At 68.1% G+C, this 26816-nt stretch carries 19 protein-coding genes and 1 tRNA gene; 9 read left to right on the forward strand and 11 right to left on the reverse strand.

All coding sequences use genetic code 11. The features are described from left to right. The 3 genes from G328_RS16385 to G328_RS16520 form a co-directional block, all read right to left on the reverse strand. On the reverse strand, positions 1-158 hold a 158-nt coding region (locus G328_RS16385; protein ID WP_154651570.1), incomplete at its 3' end, for an alcohol dehydrogenase catalytic domain-containing protein. A gap of 85 nt (positions 159-243) precedes the next feature. Further along, complete coding sequence (locus G328_RS0110720; protein ID WP_019619354.1) at positions 244-441, reverse strand: CsbD family protein; 198 nt, start codon at positions 439-441, stop codon at positions 244-246. A 114-nt stretch (positions 442-555) separates the two neighbouring features. Next, positions 556-699, reverse strand: a complete 144-nt coding sequence (locus G328_RS16520) for a hypothetical protein (protein ID WP_019619355.1) — start codon at positions 697-699, stop codon at positions 556-558. Positions 700-870: 171 nt separating this feature from the next. Between G328_RS16520 and G328_RS0110730 the strand changes: the two genes are divergently transcribed. Together G328_RS0110730 and G328_RS0110735 are read left to right on the forward strand one after the other, a co-directional pair. Then, on the forward strand, positions 871-2154 hold the full coding sequence (locus tag G328_RS0110730) for an ATP-binding protein (RefSeq protein WP_019619356.1): 1284 nt from the start codon (positions 871-873) through the stop codon (positions 2152-2154). An 8-nt stretch (positions 2155-2162) separates the two neighbouring features. After that, positions 2163-2519: a CHY zinc finger protein gene (locus tag G328_RS0110735; RefSeq protein WP_019619357.1), complete on the forward strand. Its 357-nt coding sequence runs from the start codon at positions 2163-2165 to the stop codon at positions 2517-2519. 1 nt (position 2520) lies between these two features. Here the strand turns inward: G328_RS0110735 and G328_RS0110740 are convergent, their stop codons facing one another. After that, a complete protein-coding gene (locus tag G328_RS0110740) occupies positions 2521-3471 on the reverse strand; it encodes a LacI family DNA-binding transcriptional regulator (protein WP_019619358.1) in 951 nt (316 codons plus the stop codon). A gap of 149 nt (positions 3472-3620) precedes the next feature. Between G328_RS0110740 and G328_RS0110745 the strand changes: the two genes are divergently transcribed. Then, positions 3621-4907: an MFS transporter gene (locus G328_RS0110745; protein ID WP_083919630.1), complete on the forward strand. Its 1287-nt coding sequence runs from the start codon at positions 3621-3623 to the stop codon at positions 4905-4907. 247 nt (positions 4908-5154) lie between these two features. Further along, on the forward strand, positions 5155-6579 hold the full coding sequence (locus G328_RS0110750; RefSeq protein ID WP_235619877.1) for an amidohydrolase: 1425 nt from the start codon (positions 5155-5157) through the stop codon (positions 6577-6579). Between the two features lie 150 nt (positions 6580-6729). On the opposite strand, the gene G328_RS0110755 is transcribed toward G328_RS0110750, so the two are convergent. The 3 genes from G328_RS0110755 to G328_RS0110765 form a co-directional block, all read right to left on the reverse strand. Further along, a tRNA-Met gene (locus G328_RS0110755) sits at positions 6730-6806 on the reverse strand. A 137-nt stretch (positions 6807-6943) separates the two neighbouring features. Further along, complete coding sequence (locus tag G328_RS0110760) at positions 6944-10003, reverse strand: UPF0182 family membrane protein (protein WP_019619361.1); 3060 nt, start codon at positions 10001-10003, stop codon at positions 6944-6946. A 119-nt stretch (positions 10004-10122) separates the two neighbouring features. Beyond that, the gene (locus G328_RS0110765) at positions 10123-11292 is read right to left on the reverse strand and encodes a YlbL family protein (RefSeq protein WP_019619362.1); all 1170 of its coding nucleotides are present in this window, start codon (positions 11290-11292) and stop codon (positions 10123-10125) included. A gap of 114 nt (positions 11293-11406) precedes the next feature. Between G328_RS0110765 and G328_RS0110770 the strand changes: the two genes are divergently transcribed. Continuing rightward, positions 11407-12804: a zinc-dependent metalloprotease gene (locus G328_RS0110770; RefSeq protein WP_019619363.1), complete on the forward strand. Its 1398-nt coding sequence runs from the start codon at positions 11407-11409 to the stop codon at positions 12802-12804. An 816-nt stretch (positions 12805-13620) separates the two neighbouring features. Here G328_RS0110770 and G328_RS15160 read toward each other — a convergent pair. Together G328_RS15160 and nudC are read right to left on the reverse strand one after the other, a co-directional pair. Further along, positions 13621-15366, reverse strand: coding sequence for an ATP-dependent helicase (locus tag G328_RS15160; RefSeq protein ID WP_019619365.1), 1746 nt, complete (start codon positions 15364-15366; stop codon positions 13621-13623). After that, on the reverse strand, positions 15347-16306 hold the full coding sequence (nudC, locus tag G328_RS0110785; RefSeq protein ID WP_019619366.1) for an NAD(+) diphosphatase: 960 nt from the start codon (positions 16304-16306) through the stop codon (positions 15347-15349). Before nudC ends, G328_RS15160 begins: the two co-directional genes overlap by 20 nt. Positions 16307-16439: 133 nt before the next feature. Here nudC and G328_RS15165 point away from each other — a divergent pair, with 133 nt between their 5' ends. Further along, the gene (locus G328_RS15165) at positions 16440-17588 is read left to right on the forward strand and encodes a phosphotransferase (protein ID WP_019619367.1); all 1149 of its coding nucleotides are present in this window, start codon (positions 16440-16442) and stop codon (positions 17586-17588) included. A 19-nt stretch (positions 17589-17607) separates the two neighbouring features. Here the strand turns inward: G328_RS15165 and G328_RS0110795 are convergent, their stop codons facing one another. Both G328_RS0110795 and G328_RS0110800 read right to left on the reverse strand, forming a co-directional pair. After that, the gene (locus tag G328_RS0110795; RefSeq protein WP_019619368.1) at positions 17608-20967 is read right to left on the reverse strand and encodes an ATP-dependent helicase; all 3360 of its coding nucleotides are present in this window, start codon (positions 20965-20967) and stop codon (positions 17608-17610) included. After that, positions 20964-24278, reverse strand: coding sequence for a PD-(D/E)XK nuclease family protein (locus G328_RS0110800; protein ID WP_019619369.1), 3315 nt, complete (start codon positions 24276-24278; stop codon positions 20964-20966). The genes G328_RS0110795 and G328_RS0110800 overlap by 4 nt, the downstream gene beginning before the upstream one ends. A gap of 154 nt (positions 24279-24432) precedes the next feature. On the opposite strand from G328_RS0110800, the gene G328_RS0110805 reads away from it, so the two are divergent. The 3 genes from G328_RS0110805 to G328_RS0110815 are packed head-to-tail and all read left to right on the forward strand — an operon-like array spanning position 24433 to position 26810. Further along, on the forward strand, positions 24433-24657 hold the full coding sequence (locus G328_RS0110805) for a DUF3107 domain-containing protein (RefSeq protein ID WP_019619370.1): 225 nt from the start codon (positions 24433-24435) through the stop codon (positions 24655-24657). A 2-nt stretch (positions 24658-24659) separates the two neighbouring features. After that, on the forward strand, positions 24660-24986 hold the full coding sequence (locus G328_RS0110810; RefSeq protein ID WP_019619371.1) for a hypothetical protein: 327 nt from the start codon (positions 24660-24662) through the stop codon (positions 24984-24986). A gap of 9 nt (positions 24987-24995) precedes the next feature. After that, positions 24996-26810 carry a helicase HerA-like domain-containing protein gene (locus G328_RS0110815; RefSeq protein WP_019619372.1) on the forward strand — a complete coding sequence of 605 codons (1815 nt, stop codon included), beginning with the start codon at positions 24996-24998 and terminating at the stop codon, positions 26808-26810. Positions 26811-26816 lie beyond the last annotated feature (6 nt).

Here is a 26816-nt window from a genome sequence, read left to right on the forward strand (position 1 = left end):
CCAATGCCGCCGCGCACGTAGTGAAGGTCGGTGTGGCAGACGCCGGAGGCCTGGATGCGCACGACAGCCTCGCCCGGGCCCGGGTCGGGCACGTTGATCGTGACGAGTTCAACCGGAGCGTCTTTGGCTCGGGAGATCACTCCCTGTACCTGTTGCATGGGGTTCCTTTGTTCGAGATGGGGTCGTGTAACTGGAGAAGGGGCGGGCCGATCGTGTGATCAGCCCCCCACTCTCGTTCAGGGGTTACTTGCCGCGAAGCTTGTCGATGCCGTCCGAGATGCCGTCCTTGACATTCTCGAGGCCCTGCTTGAGGCCAGCGCTGGCCTGGTCGGCCTTGCCCTCGCGCTCAAGGTCCTTGTTGTCGGTTGCGGCACCGACTCCTTCCTTGCCCTGTCCAAGGAGTTCTTCGCCCTTGTTCTTTGCGTCGTCGAGGAATCCCATACGTGCCTCCTTCAATTCGGTTTTCACCACCAAACGGCGTGTCTCAGTGATCGTGTCAGGTCAGTCTGGGCGAAACCTTGGCCCCGCCGGTCAGGCTCACCACAACGGTGAACGCTACTTGGCGGCGGTGTCGCCCCGTGGCTCGTCGTCGTTCCCGAGCTTGCCGTCCTTAATGTCTTCGATGAAGTCGCCGGCCTTCTCCTTCGCGTCGTTCACGAAGTTGCCGACGTTCTCTTTCGCGTCGTCAAGAAATCCCATGGTGTCTCCTTTGATCATGTGGCTCGCCACGTCTGTGACGAGGGCATAGTTCCACGGCGACCTGGGAGCGAAATTGAGATTTGCACACCGATCGAATTGCGCCGCACGGGGGCGCTCACTCAGTACGCTGGTGCGAACCGACGTTCCCTTCACCGAGGCAGGACCACCAAGATGACCCAGTGGCGCATCCGCGATCTTCAGCCCACCGACCTCGACGGGTTCCTTCGGCTCTGGGAGGAGTACACCGCGGCCGGCGTCGAGCCCGTGTACTCCCTCAACGAGGTGCTGGCCTCGACGCGTGCCGACACCGCGGTCGTCGCCGTCGTCGGTGACGAGGTGGTCGGTGCGACGGTGGCTCGAGCCGCACACGACCAGGCCTGGATCGTCTTCTTCGCGGTCGACGCTCGCTGGCGACGCCGCGGGATCAGCGGCGCCATGCTCAGCGCCGTCGAGCGTCGGCTCGCCTCGCAGGGCATCCACCGGGTCTCGGTACTCGTGCCCGACGGCGAGGAGCACGTCGGCTCACTCACGCGCGCGGGCTTCGCTGACAAGCGGCACCTGCGCTATTTCGAGCGCACGATTCCGATTCGGCAGGAGGAGGTGCTCGTGCTTCGCGAGCTCGGCGGGCGGATGCTCGGCCGAGACCGCTGGGACTCGATCGGCGGCATGCGGCACGAGAAGCAGGTGCTCGAACGTCGGCTCGTGCTACCCCTTGCCGACCCGGATCTCGCCGACCAGTTCGGTGTCGTACCGCCGCGCGCGATCGTGCTGTTCGGCCCGCCCGGCACCGGCAAGACGACCTTCGCAAAGGGCATCGCCTCGCGGCTCGAGTGGCCGTTCGTCGAGGTGTTCCCGTCGCGGCTCGCGGCGTCGCCGAAGGGCCTCGCCGGCGAGCTACGCGAGACATTTGAAAAGATCGACGACCTCGACCACGCCGTCGTGTTTATCGATGAGGTGGAGGAGATCGCGGTGCGCCGTGGCGGCGAACCGCCCTCGCCGATGCAGGGCGTCACGAATGAGCTGCTGAAGATCATCCCGGCGTTCCGCGACAAGCCGGGCCGCCTGCTCATCTGCGCGACCAACTTCATCCGCGCCCTCGACCCCGCGTTCCTGCGGCACGGACGCTTCGACTACGTGATCCCGATCGGCCTGCCCGACGCCGAGGCCCGGCGTGCCATCTGGCAGGGCTTTGTGCCGGCGAGTGCGGGCGACGCGCTCGACTTCGACGCGCTCGTCGAGGCGTCAGAGGGATTCTCCCCCGCCGACATCGAGTTCGCGTCGCGGAGCGCGTCGCAGTCGGCGCTCGAGCGTGCCGTGTCCGAAGGCGGCGAAGCGCTGCGCGGTGGGCCCACGCAGGACGACTTCCTCGCGGCAACCAGACAGACCCGCACGACGGTGTCGCGCGAGGTCGCGGCCGAGTTCGAAGAAGACATCGCGTCGATCGCGAGGCTCTAGGCACCGGCATGGATTCAATCCCACAGGCTGGCTCGCACGCCGCCACTCCCCTCGTCTTCGGCGACACCGTCGACTCGCAGACCCGCTGTGTGCACTATCACACCGAGGTCGATGTGATCGCGATCAAGTTCTTCTGTTGCGGGCAGTATTACCCGTGCTTCGAATGCCACGAGGCGCACGCGGGGCATGCGGCGGCACGGTGGCCAGCCGAGCGTTTTCACGAGCGCGGCATTCTCTGCGGTGTGTGCAAGTCCGAGCTGCCGATTGTCGACTACCTGGGCGCACCGTCGTGCCCCGAGTGCGACGCCCGATTCAATGATCGCTGTGTGCTCCACTACCCCCGCTACTTCGCCGTCGACGGCTGAGTCAGGTCGGGAGGACCACTCGTGCTTCGTGCACTTCGTGCGTCCCGGGTAACACTTCACCTTCGAGCACCGCGAGCAGTAGCCGTGCGGCGGACCGACCGTACTCACGCGCACGTAAGTCAGCCCCAACGAGGCCCAGCGTCCCGGGTTCAGCCGCCATGGTCGCCATGATCAACCCGCTCGCGAGATCTGCGGCGAGTGCGCGGAGCACGAGAGACTGCGCGACCCAGACCACGCTGTCGCATCCCGTATCACGTACGGTGCCCAGCGTACGGCGAAGGTCATCCTCATCTGGGTCGAGACTTAAACGAACTACCGTCGATGTCACTCCGCGAGCGGCGCACCAGGCGCTGTATCCACGGCTGACGTCGTGTGCCCAGGCAGGTTCACGGTCCTCGGGCAAACCGATGAGCGCCGGGGTGCGCGCCCCCTGCATGACGATTCCATCAAGCACCTCGCCCACGAGAGCAACGTGGTCAGCGGCGATCCATGCGGCGACTCGATCACTGTCGTCGCCGCGATACTCACCGACCGTAACGATCGGAGCGGAGGCGACGCGCTCGGCCAAGGGACCGAACGATTCCGGTGTCGGATCGACGATGATGACTCCGTCGAGGCTCGGCCGCCTCGCGCCGGCCGGGGCATCGGCCAGCAGCAAGAGGTCACTTCCCGCTTCGGCCGCGGCGGAGGCCGCCCCGAACGCGAGCTCCATGTAGAACGAGAGCTCCCCCACGTCGGCCGGTACGCTCAACCCGATCGCTCCGTGTCGGCCGCCCCGCAGACGCTGCGCAGCGCGGTTTGACACATACCCCATGCGCCGCGCTTCATCGAGTACGCGAATGCGCGTCGACTCCGAGACCCGACCGCCCCCGTGCAGCGCAGCCGACACCGCCGTCTTCGAGATGCCGAGCGAGCGAGCAATGTCGATGATCGTTGCCCCGGTCTTCTCCATAACGACCAGTTTAGGCACCGGCCGCGGGGCTTCGTACTTGTGCGTCAGCGAGCGCCGACGTAGTCTTCAACGCAGTGCGGGAACGTTCCCGCACCTTCGCTGGAACTACCCCGAGCGACCTCAAGAGCCGACAGAGACGAAGGAGTCCCATGTCCACCCAATCTTCAGCGACGGGCAACACCGCCGTACCCCCGGTGAGTGGTCTTGCCGCACTCACTGGACGGGTCATATTCGGATTCGTCGGCACGTGGGTGTTCGCGCTCATGGCGGCGAACCTTGTACCAGTGCTCATCGCGGCCATGCTCAAGGACCTCGGCATCGACATCGCAACGGCGGGCGCACTCGCCACCGGTATGACCGCCGGCTCCGCGCTCGCGATGTTTGTCACCAACCGATTCATCGCCCGTGCAGATCGGCCGAAGCTCGGTCGTCTCGGCCTCTTGCTCATGGTGGTCGGGTACGGCCTGCCCTCGGTGATCCTAACTACCCCAACCGTGATGGTCGGCCTCATCGTGGGAGGGATCGGTGCGGGCATCATGATCGCGACTGGCACGGCCGCGGCCGCATCAACCCGTAACCCCGATCGCACCGTCACGCTCGTCATGGTGATCAACCGCCTCGGCGCCACCGCCCTGCTCGCGATCGCACCTATCTTCCATAATGACCTGCGCACCGTGCTGATCGTGATCACCGCGCTGGGCGTGCTCGGTCTAGTCCTCGCCGGTGGCTTGCCAAACCTGCCCACCAGCGCACTCGAAGCCACCGGAGCCATCTCGACCGCTGACGGCCGCGTGCGTCGCACCATCGGTACCGCAGCCATCGTCTTCGGCGTCTCAATTCTGTTCTGGTCGCTGACCGAAGACATGGTCTATTCGATGACCAGCGTGCTCGCGCAGCAGTCCGGCATCGACCCTGAGACCAATAGCGCGCTTCTCGCAGGCAAGGTGTTCGGCGGTCTCGTCGGTGCTCTCCTCGCTCCACTCGCGCTGCGCTTGTTCGGGCGCAGCTGGTCGCTCGTCGGCATCATCGCCATCAGCACGGTCATGAAATTCATCATGGTAACTAGCACTTCACCGGTGGCCTACATCGTCGGCATTCTCGTGTGGGGCGTGATGTACGGGGCAATCCTCGTGCTGTTCACCGGTCTCGCAGCGATCATGGACGTGACGGGTCGCACGGGCGTATTCGTCTCCGGTTTCTACCTCGGCGGCGTTGCGTTCGGGCCCCTGGTCGGTGGCCAGCTCGTGGGCGTACTCACCCCGCTGCAGTACGCAATCGTCGTCACGGTACCGAGCGTTCTTTTCGCGGCCGCTCTGTTCGTTATCGCTCGCCGGAATCGCAAGTTCGAGCAAGGCAACACCACCGCGGTGCCGGTTGCGCAGGCTGCGGCCGCCGGAACTGAGTCGGGTGCTAGCACCTCTGCCGCAAAGCAATGACCGCCCACGCCCACCTCACCATCCCAGAACTGGAGCTCGCCAGATGACCCCACACACAGTCACCACAATCGCCGATCGTCTCATCCTCGGCGAGCGCGTGCACACCCTCGACCCCCAGGCCCAGAGGGGCGAGGCAACTGCCATCGCCACCCGCGACGGCCGAGTGCTCGCCGTCGGTTCCCACGACGAGCTCGCTCAGTACGTTGATTCCTCAACGGTCGTCGAAGAGCACCCCGGTGCCACCATCGTGCCCGGCCTCGTCGACGGACACACACACATCGTCTTCGGCCTCGAACTCGCGCGGGGGGTCGAACTCACCGATCTCACGCTCGAAGAAGTGCGGGAACGGCTCGCCTCCGCGGCAGCCGAGGCTGCCCCCGGATCCTGGATTTTCGGATGGGGCACCGACCCGAATATCTTCACCGAGACGGGCTTCACCGGGAAGCTGTTCGACGAAGCGACGGATGGCCACCCCGCGTTCCTGCGAATGCGCGACGCACACTCAGCCGTGGTCAACAGCGCCGGCATCGCGGCGTCGGGCCTCACAGGCAAAGAGACCTTCCCCGACGAATCAGCCGTCGGCGTCGACGAGTTGGGAGAACCGACCGGCTATCTGCTCGAACTCGCCGCGATGAACCTCGTGCTCGAGCAGGTTCCTCTCGAGTCTCACGAAGAACTTGCCGACCGACTCGAGGTCGTACTGCACGGCATGGCGTCAACCGGGATCACCGGCACACACGTCATGGATTTCAACGATGGCAGCAGAGAGGTGCTCGAGATTCTCGAGTCGCGTGGTGACCTGCCTATTCGGCTCCGGTTCTCCCCGATGGTGATTCCAGGATCGACTCAAGCGATGCTCGAGGAAATCGCCGCACTCCAGGGCACGCATGGCCGCCGCTGGCGTGTTGAGGGCGTCAAGTTCATGATCGACGGCACTGTCGACAATGGATCGGCCTGGTTGCACGAGCCCGACTGCTATGGGCAGGGGCGGCGGTCGATCTGGACCGATCCCGAGGCCTACCGCCGTGCCCTCCGCTTCTTTGCAGAGCGCGGGATCGCCACCGCAACGCACGCGATTGGCGATCAGGGCGTCTCCTTTGTGCTCGACGCGATCGAATCGCTCGGTGACGTCCGTCAGCGGTCCGCGCACCGCATCGAGCACATCGAGACAATCCCCGACGAGACGGTGCCGCGCTTCGCTCAGCTTGGTGTAGCCGCCAGCATGCAGCCGATCCACGGCACGCGCCACACCCGAGCCGACCGCAGCGACAACTGGTCGGTGCGTCTCGGGAACGAGCGGGCATCCCGGGGCTGGCGCTGCCGCGATATTCGAGACTCCGGTGCCGTGCTGGCGCTCGGCAGCGACTGGCCAGTCACGCCCTACGATCCACGGGTAATGATGGCCGAAGCAATCTTGCGGTACCCCGTCGCTCGGCCTGAGCTCGCTCCGATCCAACCCGAACAGGCACTCACTGTGCGCCAAGCGCTCGAGGGATACACGTCGCAGGCGGCATTCGCCATCGCTTCAGCCGAGGAGGGAGTCATTCGCCCCGGTGCGCGCGCCGCGTTCACGGTGTTCGCCGCGGACCCGCTCACCCTCAGTGCCACCGAACTCGCCGAGATCGGCGTCGTCGGCACTTACGTCGATGGAGAGCCTGCGTACCGAGCCTAAGACGAAACCTGGGGCGTGAGGCGCTCCCAGCACCTCACACCCCTGAGGCGCGCCAGTCGGTTCGTTCTTTGAAGAATCGCGGCATGCCAAGCGAAACGAAGAAACCCGGAGTCGTTATGACTCCGGGTTTCTGTGCCGCATCTGCGGAATTGGTTGCGGGGGCAGGATTTGAACCTACGACCTCCGGGTTATGAGCCCGGCGAGCTACCGAACTGCTCCACCCCGCGGCACAAGAGATAACACTACCGGGTGTTCGCTGGAATGTCTAGTTCGAGTCAGATCGACCGAAAAATACCTGGTCAGCAACGTGGCCGGCCGCCCAATCGAGTTGGGACGACCGGCCACGAGCACGCCAGCCCGGCGACTATTCGCCGCTGTCGATGCGTTCCTGCGCCTCGGCCGCGCGTTCGAGCGCCTCGGTCATGCGCGCATCCGCCTCGGCCGCCGCGACGAGATCGTTGTCGGCGTAGGCCTGCGTGCGATCCTCGAGGGCCTGCGTCGCGTCGGCGAGCGCCGCCTCGAGGTCGGCCTGCGCATCGCCCGAGCTGCCACCCGTACCGCCCTGGGTCGGAGCCGGGGTCTCGGTCGGCTCGGGCGTCTCACTCGGCGAGGTCGTCGCGTCGGGGTCGGTGGTCTCGTCAGGGATGTCCTGCGCGTTGTCACCGCCCGTGTCTGGCACGATGACGTTCGGGTCGTCATCGGTCACCTCGTCGGCGTTCTGGTCGCCCGCGTCGGCGCCCGCATCGCCCGCGAACAGGGTGTCGAGCGCCGCGTCGAGCGTGTCCTCGAACGCGATCTTGTCGCCGAAGGCCACGAGCACTCGCCGCATGAGCGGGTAGCTCGTCTCACCGGTCGACTTCACGTACACCGGCTGCACGTAGAGGAAGCCCTCGCCCACGGGAAGCGTGAGCAGGTTGCCTCGCAGCACCTGTGTCTGCCCGCCACGCTCGAGCAGGTTAAGTTCCTGCGCGACCGTCGCGTTCGAGTTGAAGATGTTCTGCACCTGACCCGGACCATTGACCGAGTCGTTCTGAATCTTCAACAGCGTCAGCCGGCCGTAGTCGTCGGACACCTGCCCCGCCGTGGATCCGGCATTCGCATTCGCCGAAAGATACCCGGTGAGCACGTTTCGCGTGTTCGCGTCACCCGACACCATCGGAATGTAGGTCGAGTAGATCGAGAACGCAGGATCCTGGCCCGGCATCTGCATCGTTAGGTAGTACGGGGGCTGCCGCACGGTCGAGTCTTGCCCCTGCGTCGGGTCAACCGGCAGCTGCCACGCGTTCGTCTGGTTGTAGTACTCGCCCGCGCTCGTGACGTGATAGGTCGAGAGCATCTGGCGCTGCACCTTGAAGTAGTCCTGCGGGTAGCGCACGTGGCTCAACAGGTCGGCCGACATCTCCGACACGGGCTTCAACAGGCCGGGGAAGATCTTGTCCCAGGTCTGTAGAATCGGGTCATCGGTGTCCCACGCGTAGAGCGACACGCTCCCGTCATACGCGTTGACGGTCGCCTTCACCGAGTTCCGCATGTAGTTGATCGGCGAGACGGTGCCCGTCGGGCCGGGGGTGTTCGAGTCGGTCGCCGCCTGCTCGATCGACGTCTGGGTCGAGTACGGATACGCGTCGCTGGTCGTGTAGGCGTCGACGATCCACACGAGCTCGCCGTCGACGACCGAGGCGTACGGGTCGCCGTCGATCGTGAGGTACGGCGCAACCGACTGCACGCGCTGGGCGGGGTCACGGTCGTAGAGAATCTGCGACTCGGGGTTGATCGCGTCCGACAGCAGAATCTGCTCCGACTGGAACTTGATCGCATAGACGAGTCGGTTGAACCAGTTACCAACCGACGGGCCGCCGTTGCCCGAGAACGTGTAGTAGCTCTGCGAGGCGCCATCGGCACCCGAAACGTGGTCGAACTCGACGTCACTCTCGCCGTTGCCACCGACGATCGAGTACTGCGGCGAGTTCTCACCGAAGTAGACGCGGGGCTCGAACTCGTCGAGCACGCCCTCCTGCGGCATGCCGGCCTCGAAGAAGAGCGGCTGGCCGTCGGGGCCGCGCTGCGAACCGTACGACGCGACGAGGCCATAGCCGTGCGTGTAGACGATCGCCTGGTTCACCCACGACTGCGCGTCGGCACCGAGACCCTCGACGTTGATCTCGCGAACCGACATGACCGCGTCCTGGGTCTTGCCGTCGATGTCGTAGCGGTCGACGTCGAGCATGCTCGGGAACGCATAGTACGCGCGCTCCTGCTCGAACTGGGCGAAGGTGTCGCTGATGAGCGCCGGGTCCATGATGCGAATGTTCGCGGTGGTTTCCGCGTCCTCGCGCAGCTGGCCGCTCGAGGCCTCGGTGACGCCGGCGTACTCGACCTCTTCGACCCCGTCGATGTCGTAGGCGTTGCGGGTCGCGTCGATATTGCGCTGAATGTACTCACTCTCGAGCGACTGCTCGTTCGGGCCGACCTGCAGGTTCTGCACGAACCACGGGTACGCGAGCCCGACCACGAGGCCGACCACGAGCAGGCCACCAACACCGACCGCGGGAAGCGTCCACCGCCCGGCAATCGCGGCAAAGAAGAACAACAGCGCCACAATGATCGCGATTCCCGCGAGGATCGTCAGACCGGGGATGCGCGCGTGCACGTCGGTGTAGAGCGCACCCGACCAGCGTCCGTTCGACTCGGTGAGGCTGTTGTAGCGGTCGAACCAGAACGACACGCCCTGCGCGAGCACGAACAGGCCAGCGACGATCGCGGTCTGGATGCGCGAAGCCTTCGAGATGACGACCTCACGGCCCGAGATGTGGATGCCGCCGTATAGGTAGCTCACGGCGACCGTGAGCACGAGGCAGACGAGCAGGGTCGAGCTCACGAAGGTCACCACGCCACGCCAGAAGGGCAGCTGGAAAATGTAGAAGGCGACATCGTGCCCGAACTCGGGGTCGGTCACGCCAAACGGCGTGGCGTTGAAGAACGTGAGCACGGTCTGCCAGCTGCCGGCGACCGACAGGCCGCCGAGGATGCCGAGGAAGACGGGAATCACGATGAAGACGATTCGGCGCACTGGCTCGAGCGCGCGCTGGTACTCGCCGAGCTGCTGCGACAGCTTCGCGTAGGTGGGCCGGTTGCGGTACGCGAGCGCGAGCATGAGGTAGCTCGGCACGGCGAGCCCGAGGAGGCCGAGCACGAACATCGCGCCGGTGGCGATCCACTGCGTGAACAGCACGCGCTCAAAGCCGAGTTGCTGGAACCACAGCACGTCGGCGTAGATGCCGGCAAACCAGAAGAAAACGACGATGATCGCGACGACAATGCCGATCGTGACGATCAGCGGCCCAAATCGCCGCGGGCGTCCCGTCGCCTCACCCCCGTTCCCAGAAGAGCCTGCGGGTGGACGAGGGGCTGCGGTTGCGCTCACTGAGGTCCTGTCATTTCGCTGTCGCCGTCGACACCACAGGCACGTCAGTTCGTCGCGAGCCCGCGGCGTTGTTCTCGGTCAATGATACCGGGCCGTAGGGGCACCGCGACCCGCGGCGATTATGACTGTGGCACGCCCGCCGCGACGGCGTCTTCGCACGTGCGCAGCTCGGCGGTATCGGCGTCATCGGCGTTCGTCTCGACGACCTCGAGCGCCTCGTCGAGGCTGTCGACGGCGTAGACCGTCATGTCGCCCGGAATGCCACCGTCGAGCACCTCGGCGCAGTTCGAATCTGGCGCAATGAAGTAGTCGGCACCGAGCTCGACCGCCTGGTAGAGCTTCTGGCGGATACCGCCGATGGCCCCAACCGTGCCGTCGTCCGAGATCGTGCCGGTGCCGGTGACGTTGTCGCCGCCGGTGAGCGAGCCTTCCGTGAGCTTGTCGTAGGTTGCGAGCGCGAACATCATGCCGGCGCTTGGGCCGCCGACATTCCCGAGCTCGATATCAACGTCGATCGGGAAGTCGTAGGTGAACTGCAGCGTGATGCCGAGAAGGGGCCGCGCCTCGGGGTCAGCGTCGTTCGCCTTCGGCGTGATCGTCTCGGTGACCTCTTCGCCACCGCGCATTACGACGACCTCGGTCGGCTCTTCCGTGAGTTCCAGCGCCTGGAGCTGCTCCATATTCGTCACGGGGGTGCCCCCGATCGTGACGATCTCGTCGCCGACCTTGAGCGCATCCACCGCCGCGCCGTCGTCGGCGACCTCGGCGACCGTCATCTGCTCGCCCACCTCGTACCCGAGCTCGGTCAGCGCGGCCGCGATCGCCGTATCCTGCGCCTGCGTCATCATGAGCGCCGTCTCTTCGTTGCGCTGCTCGATGGTCGTACCGTCGGGGTAGTACGCCTCCACCGGCAGCACATCCTTGCCAGGCGTGAGCCACGCCCCGAGCACCTGCAGCCAGTTCGGCTGCGACTGCGGGGTGCCGACAATGTTCACCGTCATGACGTAGAGCGAGCCGTCACCCGTGTCGTAGGTCTCGGCTCCATCGATCTGAATGACCTCTTGCGAGCCGCCGTCATCGGTCTCTTGTTCACCGAGTGCGTTGAACGCGGGCCCGGGCTGTCGAATGACGTAGGGCGCGGGCGTGAGCGTGAGCACGACAAGCAGCACGACCCCGACGATGAGCAGCCACTTCCCGATGCGCTCGCTCCCCCACCGCCGCCGATTCGGGTGCTCACCCTCGATGGTCGTGAGGGGTGGCCCCTCGGGGCGCGGGTCGCGTTCGGTCATTCGGGATGCTTTCGGGTTTCGGATGATCGCCCTCGGTGAACGCGGCGGTTTTCCCGGCCGCCGCCGATGGCACGCTGGCTACTCTAGAGCGAACCGCTGAGAGGAGCGAAGCCGATGTCGGATCGCGACACCCCGAATAACGACGACAATTCGACTCCCGAGGAGGAGATGCGTCGGATGCTCGAGCAGATGCTCGGGGGCGGCGGTATTGACTCAAGCAAGCTGGCCGGTGCGGCCGGGCTGCCGGTCGATCCGCAGGCCCTCACGCACATGCTCATGCAACTGCAGCAGGCCATGCAGCACCCGAGCGACGGGGTCAACTGGGACCTCGTGCGTGACGCGGCCCGACGGGCTGCCGAACCGAACGTCGAGGTCTCGGCCGACGACGCCCGCGCCTATGACCGCGCGTTCGGCGTCGCGGCGCTGTGGCTCGGCGACGCCACGGGCGACACGATCGGCTCGTTCTCCGGCCTGCCGCAGACGATCACCCGGTACGAGTGGCTCGAGCTGACCCTCGACGGCTGGGCTGAGCTCACGAATCCGGTCGCGACGAGCATCTCGAACGCCCTCGTCGAGGTGCTGAACGAACAGGCGCCCGAAGAGATGCGCGAGATGATCGAGCGCTCGGGCCCCGTCGTGCGTTCGATGGGCCAGTCGATGTTCGCCATGCAGCTCGGCCAGGTGCTCGGGCAGCTCGCGAAAGAGGTGCTCTCGGGTGGCGACATCGGTATGCCCGTACTCCCCGACAACAAGGCGGCGCTCACGCCCCAAAACCTCGACGACTGGTCGGCCGACCTCGAGCTCGACCGCGACGAGGTGCTCATCTACTTCGCGGTGCGTGAGCTGGCGCACGCGCACCTCTTCGCGCATGCCCGTTGGTTGCGCCTGCACCTCGTCTCGTCGATCGCCGAGTTCGCGCGCGGGATTCGCATCGACACCGACCGCATCGAAGAGACGATTCGCGACCTCGACGTGTCGAACCCCGAGGAGATTCAGCTCGTGCTCAAGTCGGGCCAGCTGATTCCGCCCCGCACGCCGGAGCAGGACCAGGCGCTCGAGGGCCTCGAGACGGTGCTCGCCCTCATCGAGGGCTGGGTCGACGTCGTGACCGAGGATGCGACCTCGCGGCTCCCGAACGCGGGCGCGCTCGCCGAAATGGTGCGCCGACGCCGGGCGACCGGCTCCCCCGCCGAGCACGCGTTCGGCTCGCTCGTCGGGCTCGAACTGCGCCCGCGCCGCCTGCGCGAGGCGATGAGCATGTGGCGACTCGTCACCGAGAAGCTCGGCGCCGAGCAGCGCGACCAGCTCTGGGGCCACCGCGACGCGCTCCCCGGCGCGAGCGACATCGACGACCCGTTCGCGCTCGTCGAACGGCTGCAGGGTGGTGCTGGCGAACCCGACGAGCTCGACAACGACCTCGCCCGCCTGCTCGGCGACCCGTCATCGTTCGGCGACGCCCCCGCCGGCGGCGACACGAGCGACAAGGGCCCAGATACCCCACCGAACGCGTAGTCACCGCGACTGGATTCGGTAGTCGCGTCGGCGCCTGTGGAAAACTCCGCGGGCGCCGACGCGGTTTCCGGCATGATGCGGGTGTGCGCTACCGACTTCCTGCCGAGACCCCCGTCACCTGGGTGGGCGAAGACCGACTCCGGGTCGGCGGCGTCGTGCGCGCCGTCACGGTGCCCGACACCCAGGTCACCCACGATCTCATCGGCGAGCTGCGGAAGGGTGCGACGCCCGAGCACCTCCGGCGGATCGCCAAGCTCACGCCGAGAACCGCTGAGAGCGCCACCGACCTCGTCGCCCAGCTCGTCTCAGTGTGCGACCCCGCCCCGCGACGCACCTCGAGGGCGCGCGTCGTTGTGCGGGCTCCCCGCTCCGCCGAGGCGTTCGGCCGCCGCCTCGCCGCGGAGTTTGCTCGCCGTGGCGACGCGGTCGTCTTCGCGGGCGCGGAGTACCGCCCGCCGGCCAACACGAAGCTCGTTGTCGAGGTGGCCGAGCGCGTGCTCTCTCCTCGCCGCTACTTGCCGCTCATGGGCGACGATCTGGCGCACCTCATCGTCGCCCGTGACGACGACGGGCTCCTGCTCGGCCCCCTCGTAATTCCCGGCAGAACACCCTGCCTGCGCTGCGACGACCTGCACCGCGCCGAGGCCGACGCGAGCTGGATCGCGACGGCGACCCAGCTCCACGATCTGCCTACACCGCGCACACCCGAGGAGCTCGAGCTCGTCGCCGCGCTCCTCGCCGCCGACTCCATGCGAGGGTTCCTCAGCGGGGTTGATCCCGAACCCGGCGATGCGCTCACGTTCGTGCGTGAGCGCATCACCTCCCCGGCTCGCGACCGCCTTCCGGTGGAGTTTCAGGTTGGATGCGGTTGCCGAGTTCCGCGAGGAACCGAGTCGGACGCCCCTCAGCCGAGCCGTACGAAAGCTGCAGCCGATCCCGTGCCCGCGTGATCGCGACATAGACGAGGCGCCGCTCCTCACCAACCGCCTCGTCGTCACCAACCGTGCTCGCGGTCGGCACGAGCCCCTCGCGAAGTCCGGACACATACACGCTCGACCATTCCAGACCCTTCGCCGCGTGCATCGTCGAGAGCGTGACCGCATCGATCGTCGGCTCGAACTGGTGCGCCGCACGTTCGCGCAGCTGCGCGTTGAACTCGGCGAGCGACGTGCCCGCGGGAGCTGCATCCGCGAGGCGCATGATCGCATCCATCGCGGCCCAGGCGTCGCGCTCGGGCCCGGGGTTCGCCGGGCGGTCTTGCTGCCAGCCGCGCGACCGCAGCACATTGCTCACGGTCTGGAACAGCGGCCCAGCGTCTTGCCCCGCGACGACGGCGGCGTGGATGCCCGCGACGACGGCCCGCACCTCGGGCCGGTTGAAGAACGTCGGGCCCCCGTTCGTGCGATAGGGCACGTTCGCCTCGCCCAGCGCCCGTTCGAGGGCTGGCACCTGCGCGTTCGTGCGCACGAGCACGGCGATCTCGGCGGGCGCGCGGCCGGCCTCGAGCTCGGCACGGATCCGTTCGGCGACGCCCCGTGCCTCCGCAGCATCGTCGGGGTACGCCGTCACGACGGGCTGGGGCGATCGGCCGGCCGAGGGCCGAAGCGGGTCGAGGGAAATCGCGTGCGGGATGTGCCTCGCGAGCTCGTTCACGGCGGCGATGATCGGCGGGCTCGAGCGATACGACCCATCAACCCGAATGATGCGCGCGTCGCCAAACTCACTCGCAAAATCGGTGAGGTAGCTTGCTCGAGCACCGGCGAAGGAATAGATGGTCTGGGCGGGGTCGCCGACAACGCAGAGTTCGCGCCGGTTCCCGAGCCAAAGCCTCAGCAGCTTGTGTTGGAGCGGCGAGATGTCCTGATACTCGTCGACGACGAAAAACCGGTACTGCTGCCGCACCTGGGCCGTGATCCACGGCTCACTCTCGAGCATGCCGGCAGTTGCGAGCAGGATGTCTTCGAAGTCGAGCTGCCCACGCGACTCCTTTGCACGCTCGTACGCGACGACGAGGTCGTGCACCTGCGCGTCCGCGAGCCCGGTCGCGTGCTGCCGGCGACCGCTCGCAAGGTCGGTCGCGTACTCCTCAAGTGTGCGCTCCGAGACCTTGCGCCACTCGACTTCCTCGGCGAGGGCGCGCAGCTGCGGTGGGCGCAGCCGCACCCCCGTGCGGTCGGCGGCCTCGCTGAGAATCGCCGACTTCCCCTGCACGAGCCCCGGCAGCTTGCCGCCGATCACGGTCGGCCAGAAAAAGCTCAGCTGCCGAAGCGCCGCCGAGTGAAACGTGCGCGCCTGCACCGCCGAAGCACCAAGCGCGCCGAGCCGACCCCGCAGTTGCCCGGCCGCGCGATTCGTGAACGTGAGGGCAAGCACGCGCTCCGGCGCATAGACGCCGGTGCGAACCCCATAGGCAATTCGCCGGGTGATGGTGTGGGTCTTGCCGGTACCGGGCCCCGCGAGGATGCACACGGGCCCGACGACGGCGAGCGCGGCCTCACGCTGGGAGGAGTTGAGGTCGGCGAGCAGGTTCCCGCCCGCGTGGTCAGTCGATGGGCCCGCCATACCACTCTTCGATAATCGCCCGGGCGATCGAGATGCGTCCCGGCAGCTGATCGACGTGGTTGACGATCTCATCGCGGGTGAACCAGCGCACCTCGACGAGCTCGACGCCGTCGCCCGCCACCTCGGCGGGGTCTTGCTCGGGGTCGAGCTCGGCCAAGAAGCCGACCATGAGGCTCGCGGGGAACGGCCACGGCTGCGAGCCGAGATAGCGCGGGTTCACGACCCGAGCACCAGATTCCTCGCGCACCTCGCGAATCACGGCCTGCTCGAGCGACTCCCCCGGCTCGACGAAACCGGCGAGTACCGAGTAGCGCTTCGGGGTCCAGTTCACGTTCGCGCCGAGCAGGATGCGATCGTCGGCGTCGACAACGCCGACGATGATCGCGGCGTCGGTACGCGGGAACGTGGGCGCGCCACCGTCTTCACCACGCACGACCCAGCCGTTGTGTTCGGTTACGGCGCGGGCTCCCGTCGCCGGCGAGAACCGGTGGGCGGCGGTGAAGTTCCGCATCCCGAGCGCCTGCGCCGCGAGTCCGGTGTCGACGTCATCGAAGTCGGCACCGTGCTCGCGGAGGGTGATCCATCGATCCCCATCGGGTTCGAGCTCGCCCGCGTCGAAGTCCGAGATCGCGACGGCGAACACCCGTGTGCCCGCGGGGTCGACCCGGCCGTCGGGGTTGCGGCGGTCGGCGATGAGCCGACCGAGGTAGATGGGTTCGGCCCCGTCGCGCAGCGCCTCGGCCCCGCCGAACTGGCCGACTGCGCGCAGGTCGAGGGTGGGATGCGCATCCGGTTCGCTGCGCCCGACGAGCACGGCGTCGCGGCGCTGCACCAGCAGTCGCGTCCCGTCGGCGTCGAGCAGCGTCGGGTCGTCACGATGGGCATCGTCACGATCGTGGGTTGATCGCGAAAGTGGCAGTCGCTCGAGAAACTCGCTCATGATTCCGTCAGTCTAGGCCGCGAGGGTTGCGAGGCTGCCGACGGTGCTGGGGCGCCGAGTGGCGCGTCGTCCCCGTGGCACGTGCCGGTGTGGCACCGCGGCGCACGCCGCGACACGCCCTAGGCTTGCCGACATGAGTGGTCTGTTCCTTCAGCTTGCCGGCCTCGCGACCGCGGCGATTCCGAACCTGCACGTGACGGAGGCCGCCGACTGGGGTCACGACGACACTCGCGACTACGACTCGGCGCTCCTGCGCACCCGTGAACACGGCAACATTCTGGTGCGTCGGGCGGCCTCGCCCTCGGCCGCGCAGGAACTCCGGAGCCGGAGCGCGGCGCTCACCGCAATTACCGAGGGCGTTCGGGCTCGGCTGCCGTTCGCGGTGCCGAAAGAGGTCGGCACCGGCCTGCGGGCGACGCCGCCGTTCGCCGCCTACACCTTCATTAAGGGCAACTCGGCCGATCGGGTCCCGCTCGACTTCGACTCCGAGCTCGTGCCCGAAATCGGCCGCGCGATCGCGGCGATTCACGGGCTGCCGAAGCAGACGCTGCTCGACGCGGGCCTGCAGCAGTGGTCGGCCGCAGACGTGCGGGAGTCCACCGAGTCGCTGATCGATCGGGCGGATGCGACGGGCAAGCTCCCGGGCGCGCTCGCCGACCGCTGGGGCAGCGCCGTTGACGACCCGCAGCTGTGGGAGTTCTCCCCCACCGTGATTCACGGCTCGCTCGAGCGATCGTCGTTCGTGGTCGCGGGTGCGACGGTGTCGGGCGTGCTCGGGTGGAGCGACCTGCGCGTGGGTGACCCGGCCGCGGATATCCGCTGGGTGCAGACGCTCGACGGCGCCGTCATGCGCGCGCTCCTCGATGAATACACGGATGCCCGCGGCGTCTCGGTCGATCGGCAGCTGCGGCAGCGGTCGCTGCTCTACGCCGAGCTCGAGCTCGCCCGGTGGCTGCTCTACGGCGTCGAGCACCGGAACGCTGACGTGCTCGCCGACGCCGAACAGTTGCTCGACGGGCTCGTGACGCGCGTGCGCGGCCTCGATGACGCCGAGCTGCGGCACGAGACCCTGCCGGTGCTCGACCTGCAGGAAGTGCAGCAGTTGCTCGCCGACGCCGGCGACCGCTCTCGCAGCCAGCAGATTCGTCGGCGCGCCGACGCGCAGGAGGCGCCCGAGGTGCTCGACGACGACCTCACCGACGCGGAGCGCAGCGCCACCGAGGGCTTGACCTCCGAGGGGTTTGGCGCCGAGGGCTCCACCGCGGTTCAGCGCCCCGACTAAGCGCCGACCCGCGCGCACATCACGGCGCCGTGAGCGACCCCTCGGCCGCCCGCAGGCGCTGCAACAGCGCATCCGCACCGAGTACCTCGCGCACCGAGATCTCACGGTCGTGCGCGACGTAGTAGAGCGTCGCGCGGATGCGCTCGAGCGGCACGTCGTACGCGGCGGAGTAGGCGTGGGCATAGCTCATGAGCTGCAGTTCGCGACCCGCGCGCTCGTCGTCGGTCGTGGGCGCGCGGCCCGTCTTCCAGTCGACGATCTCAACCGTGCCGTCGGGTTCCACGTAGACGGCGTCGATCTTGTTCACGATCGTGTACTCGCCGAGCGGGGTATCGACCGGGAGCTCGACCGCGTCCGGGCGGCGGCCGTCGGCCGTGAATCGACTCGCGAGGAACGTCGCCTGCAGCTGCTCGAGCTGCTGCCGATCGTCGTCGCCGAGCTGCGTGAGCTGTGCGTCAGCGAAGTCCGGATCGTCGAAGTCGGCGCCCTCGAGTGCTGCGCCGCCGCCCGCCACCTCGCGATACAGCCCCTCGACCCAGGAGTGAAACAGGTTGCCGACGAGCGTCGCGCGATACGGCCGCTGCGGCATCGGCCTCGCCGCGTTCTGGGCGATCGCCGCGGGATCGTCAAACAGGTCGTGGAGCAGCGACGCACCGAAGCGGCGCGGCAGCTGCAGCGCGGGCCCACGCTCGTCACGCTCGCGTTCCGCGAGCAGCATTGTCGTGAGCTCGTCGTACTTCGATGTCGCCGCATCGTCGCCACGGGCGAGCTCGACCGCGGCCGCGAGTTCGTGGAGCTGCGCGAGGTGATCGGCGCGCATGGGTGGCGCGGGCCACGCGCGCACCTCGGCCTCGCCCGCGAGCGGATTCGCGCTCAGCTGTTTGTTGAGCTCCTTGAGGTCGTCGCTGTCGAGCGCACTCGTGAACACGACCGGCGCGCCGTCGATGGTCGCCCAGGCAGCGTCCCGTTCGGTGTGCTCGAGCTCGATGCTCGGGCGCAGCTCGAGCAGAAATGGCGAGGGCGTGAGCGGCCTCGACTTGCCCTGCTGCCAGCGCGAGCTTGTCAGCAGCAGGCCGTGCTTCGCCCTGGTAAACGCGACGTAGGCGAGGCGGCGGTCTTCGCGCACGAGTTGGAGCATGCGCTGCGTCGAGTACGACGCCTTCGATTCGTCGAGGCTCGTGTCGGTGTCGTCGTCGACCGTCAGCTTGAACTGCGCCTTCAGGTCGTCGAGCGTCTCGATTTTCTCGAGCGGAAAGTGCGGGAGGTCGTCGCGGTCTTCGCGCAGCGCGTTGGGCAGCTCGCCGCTCGAGATGAGGGAATGCTTGCCGTCGGAGTTCGGCAGCTTGCCGTTCGCGAGCTGTACGACGGCGACGTGATCCCATTCGAGGCCCTTCGACGAGTGGATGGTCGTGAGCTGTACGACGCCCCGCTTCGGCGGCGTCGGTGCGAACTCGCTGAGCTGGTTTTCGGCGAACGTGAGCTCGAGCCAGTCGAGGAACTCGTGGATGTCGCTCGACGGCACCGACGACGCGTAGTCGGCGATGGCGTTCACGAACGCGTCGAGGTTCGCCCGGCCCGCGAGGAGGCGCGGGTTCGCCGTGGCCTCGTCGGCGAGCCGCGAGAGCTCGATCGTCTGCGTAACCCAGTCGACGAGCGGGAGGTCCATGCGCGACCGCACCTCGTGCAGCAGCTGGGCCGCTTCGCGAAGCCGCGCGCGGCCCTCGGCGGTGAGGGTCGAAGCCCAGCTCTCGACCGTCGCGTCGCGCGCCGTCCGGACGAATTCGAGCGCCTCGGCGAGCGAGACCCCGGTCTCGCCGTCACGAAGGTCGGCGCGCATTGCCGCGCGTTCCGCGTCAGCGAGTTCCTTCGAGTCGGCGCCGCGCCGCGAGAGCTTCTTCGCGAGGCCCGTGAGCGCGTCGATGTCGGCGAGCCCGAGCTCGAAGCGCGCGCCGAATAGAAGCCGCAGCACCTCGTTGCCCGCGTACTCGTCGGCCGCCGCACGTAGCAGCGCCGTGAGGTCGACGATCTCTGGTGTGCGAAGCAGACCGCCGAGGCCGATGATCTGGTGCGGCACGTCGGCGGCACGCAGTGCTTCGGCGAACATCGACATGGGCCGGCGAGTCCGCACGAGAATCGCCCCGGTGGCCTCCGGGTTCGCCGCGAGGTGCCCCTTGAACCACTCCGCGACCGCAGCGGCCTCGTCGGCGTCGGTCAGCAGGTGCCGCACCGCGACGTCGCCCTTGTCGGCGCTCGGCGAGGCGACGAGCTGCGCACCACGCTCGCCGGCGGGAAGGTTCCCGGCGATCGTGTTCGCGAGCTCGAGCACGGCGCGGTCATTTCGCCACGACGTCGTGAGCGTGTATGCACCGCAATCGCCTCCGCGGGCGAAATCGTACGGGAACCGCTTCATGTTCGCGGCGCTCGCGCCGCGCCAGGCATAGATCGACTGCTTCGGGTCGCCGACCGCCATGACCGCGCGCCCGCGGAACAGGTCAGCAAACAGTGTCGTCTGCCCCACCGAGGTGTCCTGATACTCGTCGAGAATCACCTGTTGCAGCTCGCCGCGCACCTCGGCGGCGATGCCCTCGTCGAGCGACACGATCTGCGCGGCATACGCGACCTGGTCGCTGAACTCGACGTAGCCGAGCTCACGCTTGCGGCGCTGATATTCCTCGCCCAGCCGGGCGCTCAGCACGAGCCGCTCGAAGCGATCGGGCCGCACATTCTTTTCTCGCAGCTCTTTCGTGAAGAGTTCAAAGTCGCTGCCGCCAAGCTCGCGCATCTGGCCAAGCACCTCCTCGGCGTGCGCCTCGACGTCGGCGAGGGTGCGGCCGTTCTCGCGCATCGCGCGGGTGATCCCGAGGGCGCCGCGCGCAATCGATGCGACCGACGTGGTATCGAGTCGGCCGAGGGCCGGCTCGTCGGAGTCGAGCACGACCTGCCGCATCAGCGAGAAGGCGCTCGGCTCGTCGAGCAGCATCGCATCGGGCTCGCGACCGACGAGGAGTGCGTACTGCTGATAGATGCCGCTCGCATACGAGTTGTAGGTCGACACCTGAGGCAGGTTGAACTCGTCGACGTCGATCCGCCCGGCGCGCCGCAGCCGCTCCAGCCCCTGTTCCACGCGCTCGCGGAGTTCGCCCGCGGCCTTGCGGGTGAACGTCAGGCCAAGAATCTGCGAGGGGGCAATTCCGCGGTTCGCGACGAGCCAGAGGATGCGGAGCATCATCGTGTGGGTCTTGCCACTCCCCGCGCCTGCGGTGACGAGCGCCGGGGCGAGCGGTGCGTCGACGATCGCCTGCTGTTCCTCGGTAATCGGATACACCGGCTTGCCGGGTTCGGTCGTGAGCTCGGCGAGCTCGGCAAACGTGAGCGTCATTCGGTGACCTCCGGGAGTGCGTGGATGAGGCAGGGCGACCCGTTCTCGAGGCAGTGGCCCTCGGGGTCGTGCAGAAATGCCGCGGGCGCGTCGACATCGGGTGCGTCGCCGTCGAGGCCGTAGCCGGCCTGCTGAATCGCGATCGTGACGAACTCGTCGATGACGTCGGCGAGGGTCGCGTCGTCGAGGCGCGGCTGCACGTCGGCAGCCCAGGGCACGCGTGCGTTGGGCCGTCCACTCGAGATGCGCGGGTACACGAGCGCGGCGCCCTCAAGGTACTCGTGCTCCGGATCGTAGCCCTCGATACCGCCCCCGAGTGCCGCGACCTGGTAGGCGCGAAGCTGGTCGTTCTCGGCGTACTTCGGCACCTTGAATTTGCCGGTCTTGAAGTCGACGATGCGCACTCCGTCGTCAGCATGGGATTCAATGCGGTCGATGCGTCCGCTCAGCGTCACCTCGACCTCGATGTCGCCCGACCGTCGCAGCTCGTGCTCCATCGCCCGCTCGTTCGCGACGGCGCGCACGCCCTCTCGGCGCACGTAGTCCCAGAGCGAGGCAGCCGCGTCACGAACGATCGTGCGGTTGACCTCGGCGAGCCACGGTGCGTCAAACGTCACGCCCTCGAGCAGGCGCTCGGCGTAATCAACCATCTCTTCGAGGCGTGAGAACTCGGCCTCGTGCTCGGCGGCGGCGTGGAGCACGTTGCCGAGCGTCATGGCGAAGCTACCGGTGCCGCCCGCGTGCCCCTCGACGAACCAGTTCACGCCACACTCCTTGAACTTGGCGATGCCCGAAGGGGAAAGGCGCAGAGAAAGCACGCCGTCGGTGATCGGGACGAGCGGGGCCGTCGTCGTGCGCCCGCGCACGCCGAACCACTTGGTGGGGTCGGCCGCCGCGACGTCGTGGCCCGCGAGCCGTGCGAGTGCCCGTGCCCGCTCGCCGCGCCCGGTCTCGTCGTCGTCGGCCCAGCCGCGCCGGAGTCGTGCCGCGAGCTGCCCGAGGCTGAGCTCGCGGTACGTGACGCCGCCAGCTTCACCAAGTGCGAAGGTCGCTTTGAGCTCCGGGAGGTCGAGGCGGTGCACGAACTGCGATGGCATCGTCTCGTCGTCGCGCACGGCGGTGACGAGCAATCGTTCCGTCGCCCGCGAGACCGCGGCGGTGAGCATCCGCTGCTCGTCGGCGAGCACCTCGGCGCGCCGGTCGAGCGCGGCAACCACTCGGCCGGGAAGCAGCGCCTCGTCGAGCCGACCGGCGCCGAGCAGGGTGTCGCGCACGCGGAGGTTTGGCCAGACCCCATCGTTCATGCCCGCGACGACCACGACGCGCCACTCGCGGCTCACCGCGCCGGCCGGGGTCGTGAGCGTGACCGCGTCGACGGTGCCCCGACGCGCGAGGGAATCGTCAACGACGCTGTCGCGGCGCCAGTCGGCGAGGAACGACTCGAGCGAGACGGTGGGTTCGCGCTCGACGATGCGGCGCGCCCGGTCGAACAGCGCGACGACGGCGTCGAGGCGACGGTTCATCGGGGTCGCCTCGTCGCCACCCGAGAGTGCGACCTCGCGCCACCGTCGCTCACGCGCGTCGTCATGCCAGGCCTCGTAGAACACGGCGTCGATCGTGTCGCCGCGCTCGTGCGCCGCGCGGGTGCGCGTGAGGGCGGCGAGGAGTGCTCGCAACTGTTCGGCGGCGCGCTCGGCGGCGGTGCCCTGCAGCGTATTGAGTGCCTCGACCACAGTGGGGTCTTCACCACCAGCAAGCACCGCGCGCACGTGCGCGACGAGCACCTCTCGCCCGCCTCGACCCGCGACCGCAGTGCCGTCGGCGCTCGAGAAATCCGCCAGGTAGCAGGCGCGGCGCAGCCTGCGTAGCAACAGCGAGTCGACGCGATACAGCGGTGAGGCGAGCACGGCCTCGAGTTCATCTGCCGAGAGCTCGCCGCGGAGGGCGCCCTCGGTGATCGTCAGGAGTGCCCGCACGGTCGCGTCGCTCGCCGCGGCGATCGGTGCCGAGTCGGTCGCCGCGACACCGGCACGGTCGAACCCGCGACTCAGCTGCTCGAGCCGGCCCGCGTTGCGGGCGATTACGGCCATGTCGGCCCACGGCACGCCGTCGACGAGGTGCAGCCGGCGAAGGTAGCCGGCGATGAGCTCGGTCTCGTCACCGGCGGAGTCGAGCACGGCGTGCTGGGCCGCCGGTTCGACCTCGGCCCCTGAGCCGGCCCCAGAGGCATCCTCAGACTCGGCCGCAGACCGCTCCGAGTCGCCGTCACTCGCTTCCGCGAGCCGCCGCTGCGAGGGCCCAAGCGCGGGGAGCCCGTTCGTCGCCGCCCGCACGACGGCGCGCAGCTCGGGCCCATGGCGGTGCACGGCCTCAAGCGTGTGCGTGGGTGGCGCCGCGTCGCCCGCGTCGCGCCAGTTCACGGCAAAGCGTGCCTCGCCGCCGTGGAAGCGACCCGTCGCGACGTCGGGGTCGCCGAAGGTCACGACGCGAGCGCCCGTGCGTTCGAGCTCCGCGACGAGCGCGCGGGCCGACTCGGTGAGTTCCTGTGCGTCGTCAACGAGCACGAGCCGCACGGTGTCGAACACCCGCACCCCTCGGCGCCCGGGCGCGCGCTCGGCGACGAGGCGCCGGGCGAGCGCGAGGGCGCTCGCAACGTCGAACGCTTCGCGCTCGTCGGGGCCCGAAATCGTGCGGTCGAACCGCGAGTTCTCGTAGTCACGAATGAGCTGCGCGGCGGCTGCCCACAGCGCCCGGTGGCGCTGGCCCGCCGGTGGGAGGTCGTTCGGAGGCAGAGCGAGCCGCGCGAGGTCGTCAGCGCCAAGGCCGCGTTCGGTGAGGGCAGTAATGAGGTCGCGCAGCTCGCTGCGGAAGCCGGCGAGCCGCATCGACTCGCCGTGGAACCAGTCCGGCCAGGGAAGCTCGCGGCCGAGGCGCGCCATCGTGCCGTCGAGATACCCCTCGATGAGGTCGGCGAGGATGTCGTCTTGCGCCGAGCCCGTGAGCAGTACCGGCCGTGCGCCGCCCGTGCGGGTGCGCACATCGGCGATGATCTCCATCGCCACCGAGACCGGCGTGCGACCGAGCGTCGCGCCGCGCGTCGCCCGCCCCAGTCTCCGCGTGAGCCTCTCGCGGAGCGCGTCGGCCGCCCGACGGTTCGCGCCGAGCACGAGCACCTCATCGGGCGCGAGCCCCGACTCGACCGACGTCGCCGCGAGTTCGACGAGGGTCGTCGTGCGCCCCGATCCCGGAGCGCCGAGTACGCTGAGTGACCCCTCGGACGCGAGCACCGCGTGCTGACTCTCTTCGAGCATGCGCCTCCCCTTTCGTTCGCCTGCCACGCTAGCGCCACCCTGCGACACGAATTGGTGCACGCCACCGGCGAACGGTGCGCGAGTTTCAAAACTCGGGCAAGTAGGCTTTGGGCGACGCCGCAAACCGGCGATGACGCACAACGAAAGGCTTCCCGTGGAACTCCGCATCGGCATCCTCCACTCCCCCCGCGAGCTCTCGTTCGAGACGAACCAGACGGCCAGCGAGGTCGAGAAGGCACTCGAGCAGGCCATCGCGAGCGAAAACGGAGTCGCCCGGTTCACCGACGACCGCGACCGCGTCTACCTCGTTAACACTGAGAAGATCGCGTTCGTCGAGATCGGCGAAGAGTCGCAGCGCCGCGTCGGGTTCGTCGCGTAGTCATGGAAATCTTCTTCGCCGGTATCTTCGGCATCGTGATCGGCCTCGCCGCCTTGGCCCTTGCACGTCCGCGTGAGGCCGTTGGCAGCGCGCTCCTCCCGGCGCTCGGCGGCATTGTCGCGCTCGCCTGGTGGGTCATTGCGACCTGGGGCGCCGCGCTGCTCGGCCTCGGCTGGCTGCGCTACGACGCGTTCTGGATCTGGGCGCTGCTCGTCGTCATCACGGCGGCCGTCTGCATCCCGACCGCGATCGCCCTGCCCCGCAGCCGCGCCGCTGGCGACGCCGACCTCCTCGATCGACTCAGCCACCGCACCCGCCTGCGTGCGTAGTCTGTTCGCATGGCGAATGACGACGTTGATGCTGTAGCCGCCGCCCGCGAGGCGCTTGAAAAGGCCCAAGCCGAACTGGCCGCCGCGGAGGCGGCCGCAGCGGCCAAGGCACAGGCCGAACCAGAGCCCGAGGCCGCGCCGGACGGCGCTGCCGAACCGGAGGCGGAAGCCGACGCCCAGTCCGCTGACCCGGCGCCGGCCGAGCCGACATCCTCCGAGGGCCCGCTCACGGGTGAGCAGGTCGAGACGATTCGGGTCGGCTACGCGTTCGACGAGCCAGCGCTCGAGCTCGGCGCCCTCGTGAACGGCGATGCCGACGCGTCGGTGCCCGTGCGCATCCCGATCTCGAAGACCAACCGCCACGGCCTCGTCGCCGGCGCCACCGGCACCGGCAAGACGAAGACCCTGCAGGTGATGCTGGAGCAGCTCTCGGCTGCCGGGGTTCCCGTCTTCGCCGCCGATATCAAGGGCGACCTCTCGGGCGTCGCAGCTCCCGGCACGTCGAGCGACGGTCTGCTCGCTCGAACCGAGTCGATTGGCCAGGATTGGCAGCCCCTGGCAGCGCCCACCGAGTTCTACTCGCTCGGCGGCCGCGGCACCGGCGTGCCGATTCGCGCGACCGTTTCGAGCTTCGGCCCCCTCATGCTCGCGAAGGTGCTCGGGCTCAACGAGACGCAGGAATCGAGCCTCGGCCTCGTGTTTCACTACGCCGACTCGAACGGGCTCCCCCTCGTCAACCTCGACGACGTTCGCTCGCTGCTGCAGTACCTGACGAGCGACCTCGGCAAGGCCGAGCTCGAGGGCATCGGCGGCGTCTCCAAGCAGACCGCCGGGGTGATCCTGCGCGAGCTCACGAACTTCGCCGCCAACGGCGCCGACGTGTTCTTCGGTGAGCCCGAGATCGACACGAGCGAGTTCCTCCGCACTGCGGCCGACGGGCGCGGCATTGTTTCGCTGCTCGAGCTCCCTGGCGTCGCCCAGCAGCCGCAGTTGTTCTCGACGTTTCTCATGTGGCTCCTCGCCGACCTCTACGGCTCGCTCCCAGAGGTCGGCGACCTCGACAAACCGAAGCTCGTCTTCTTCTTCGACGAGGCGCACCTGCTGTTTGCCGACGCGTCGAAGGACTTCGTCGCCCAGATCGTGCAGACGGTACGGCTCATTCGTTCGAAGGGCGTCGGCATCTTCTTCGTCACGCAGACGCCGAAGGACGTGCCCGACGACGTACTCGCCCAGCTCGGCTCGCGCGTGCAGCACCAGCTGCGCGCCCACACCCCGAATGACGCCAAGTCGCTGCGGGCGACCGTGTGCACGTACCCGAACTCGGCCTACGACCTCGAGCAGGTGCTCACGCAACTCGCGACCGGCGAGGCGATCATCACGGTTATGAACGAGAAGGGCGCGCCCTCGCCCGTCGCGTGGACGCGCCTGCGAGCACCGCAGGGCTCGATGGACCCGATTCCCGCGAGCGAGATGGAATCAGCCGTTGCGGCATCGCCACTGCTCACGAAGTACGGCACGGCCGTCGACCCCGAGTCGGCGCACGAGATTCTCACGGCGAAAATGAACGCCGCCGCCGAGGCCGAGCAGGCGGCCGCCGAGCGCGAGGCCGCGCAGAAGCAGGCCGACGCCGACGCGAAGGCGCGCGAACGTGAACAGCGCGAGTGGGAGAAGGCGCAGCGGGCCCGCGAAAAGGAAACCCGTTCGCGCACCACCTCGAAGCGCAACAAGTCGGTCGTCGAAGAGGTGCTCGGCTCACGCGCGGCGCAGAACGCCGTGAAAGAGGTCGTGCGCGGCGTCTTCGGCACGCTCTTCAAGAAGCGCTAGCTAGTC

The sequence above is a fragment of the [Zimmermannella] faecalis ATCC 13722 genome, from assembly GCF_000381765.1.
In the GTDB taxonomy this organism is placed as follows: domain Bacteria; phylum Actinomycetota; class Actinomycetes; order Actinomycetales; family Microbacteriaceae; genus Gulosibacter; species Gulosibacter faecalis.